Origin of the sequence: Nocardia farcinica, from assembly GCF_029867845.1 — a bacterium.
Lineage (GTDB): Bacteria > Actinomycetota > Actinomycetes > Mycobacteriales > Mycobacteriaceae > Nocardia > Nocardia farcinica_A.
The window spans coordinates 1-2438 of the sequence record NZ_JARWRU010000730.1; the positions used below are offsets into that span (position 1 = coordinate 1).

Annotated in this window: 1 protein-coding gene and 1 pseudogene; both read right to left on the reverse strand. The window is 69.4% G+C overall.

Annotation, left to right across the window (positions count from 1 at the left end; genetic code table 11):
* A pseudogene (locus tag QH283_RS15920) lies at positions 1-655 on the reverse strand (acetyl-CoA C-acyltransferase); the annotation flags it as partial.
* Positions 656-689: 34 nt separating this feature from the next.
* Entirely contained in the window at positions 690-2207 is a 1518-nt protein-coding gene (locus QH283_RS15925; RefSeq protein ID WP_280503769.1) for a carotenoid oxygenase family protein, read from the reverse strand.
* Positions 2208-2438 lie beyond the last annotated feature (231 nt).

Genomic DNA, 2438 nt, shown 5'->3' on the forward strand with positions numbered 1-2438 from the left:
GGGGGCTTCTGCGGGGGGGGGGGCCTCCGCCGGGTCCCCTTCCCTCGGGCCCCCCCCCCCCCCCGCCGCGGAACCCGCCGGCCCGGTGGGGGCCGGCGGGGGGGGCCGCGGCCGCGCGATGGTGCGAGCGCACGGCGTAGCCGTCGAGTTCGTCGCGGGTGAAACCGGCGTCGGCGGCGGTGAGATCGGCCGAGACTCCGATGGTCACGTACCCGGTGCGGTCCTGGAGTTCGCCCTCGAAGGCGAATGCGGGCTTGTCGAACAGCATCGGCACCCGTGACATCGATTCAACGCCGCCGGCGACGACGAGGTCGTGCATTCCCGAGGCGACCTTGGCTGCGGCCGTGCCGATGGCGTCCAGGCCCGAGCAGCACAGCCGTGAGACCACGCCGCCGGGCACGGAATCCGGCCAGCCCGCCCACAGCGCCGCGGCGCGGGCGACGTCGCCGCCCTGCTCACCCGCCGCGGTGCTGGTGCCGATGACCACGTCCTCGACCCGCTGGGCGTCGAGGCCGCGCGCCGCCAGCGCTCGCAGCGTGGTCGCCAGCAACTCGTAGGCGGGCACGGCGGCCAGGGTGCCGCCGTCGCGTTTCACCCGGCCCTTCGGGGTTCTCACGGCGTCGTAGACGTAGACGTCGGAAGCGAACTGGGACAAGAGGATTCCGTTCCGGTCGATGGTGGGTGGCGGATTACAGGCCGACGGCCTCGGCAGCGGTGTCGGTCTCGCGCCAGCGGCGCAGCTCCGCACCGGAGGCCCAGGCCGAGTGGGTGCCGCTGGAGATGCGCTCGGGCAGTCGCAGCTTGCAGACCGGGCCGTCGCCCACCCGTGCGGCGTCGAAGACCAGGCAGTAGGAGGCGTCGTCGTTCATGTCGGTGGTCAGGGTGACCAGGTAGCCGTCGTCCTCGGCGGTGCTGCCCACGCGCGGGGCCATCGAGGTCTCGCTGCCGAACACGCCGTCGCCGAAGGCGAAGTGCTCCTCCGCGCCGGTCCGCACGTCGTGCTTGACCAGGCCGTCGAACAGGAAGCGGCCGGGCTTGCCGGTGGCGGCGTAGATGTAGCGGTGCTCGCGACCGCCGTGCGCGCCGTTGATCATGCCGAACTCGGTGATCCGCTCGCTGAGCCGCTCCTCCTTCACCTGGCCGGTGACCAGGTTGAACCGCCAGCGGTGCAGCCGGGTCTGGAGGTGGTCGAGGGCCAGGAAGCGGAAGGCGCGCTCCCACTTGTCGGTGATGCCGTCGGCCGACGGTTCGGGATCGCCTTGGAAGAAGCCGTCCATGACGATCTCGTCGCCGTCCTCGTAGGCGTTGGTGAAGTGCAGGACGTAGGTGGTGTCGGCCTCGAACCACTTGATGTCGGAGGTCTGGCCGCGGCGCGGGATCACCGCGAAGCGCGACGGCATGTCGCGGTGGTAGCGCGGCAGGTGGATGTCGTGCTCGAGCAGGGCGGGATCCCAGAACAGCGGCAGATCGTTGAGGATCGCGTAGTTCTCGGTGAAGGCCATGTCGTGCGGCAGGCGCGGGCCGGGCAGCGGGACGTCGATGTAGTGGACCAGGTCGTTGTTCTCGTCGACCACGCCGTACTTCATGTACGGCGCCTCCTTGCTGTAGTTGAAGAACAGCAGCTCGCCGGTGGCCTCGTCGACCTTCGGGTGCGCGGAGACGCCCCAGTGGAAGGGGAAGCCGCCGTTCCAGTCCTCCTTGCCCAGCGTCTCGGCGGTGTAGGGGTCGACGCGGTAGAGATCGCCGCACTGCCAGAAGCTGGTCAGCGCGCGGCCGCGGTGCACGGTCACATCGGTGCTCGAGGCGTCCTTCATCCGGCGGCGCGCGCCCCAGCCGTCCTCGCGCACGGCCCAGTCCGGCATCTCGGCCATGCCTGCCCACAGCGGTTTGCCCGCCTCGTTCTCGGCCAGCAGGCCGTCGGTGCGCACGAAGCGGTTGCGGTAGAAGGCCTTTCCGTCCCGGAAGCCGACGACGTGGATCATGCCGTCGCCGTCGAACGGGTGGTAGTTCTTGATGGCCGGGTGCAGCGGATTCTCGGTGTTGCGCAGGTAGACCCCGTCGAGATCGTGCGGGATCTCGCCGGAGACCACCTGGAGGTCGTCGGCCTTCCACTCGGTGGTCTGCGGCCGCCACGGGCCGGTCCGGTAGGGGTGGTCGTCGTCCTCGGGCAGAGTCGACAGCAACCGTCCGACCACTTCGACATCCATACCTTTTCCGCCTTTCGACATGCGGCGGCTCGCACGCCACGACAGCGGTGCGATATCGCCGGTTGTTCTACAACTAAGAGAGTGACTATCCCGGGTCGCGCTTGTCAAGACGGGGGTCGTTTCGCGGCCGGGGCTGGGCAGGAGAGCCTCGGACGTCAACACAATGTTAGTTGAAGTAGTGCGTACCGAGGCGCAACCAGCAAGTAAGCGGTGCAGGTTTTGCCAAGAAAT

What these genes read in the sequence shown, in the direction of transcription:
- QH283_RS15925 (WP_280503769.1), bottom strand. Translation starts at nt 2,207, where the DNA reads ATGGATGTCGAAGTGGTCGGACGGTTGCTGTCGACTCTGCCCGAGGAC.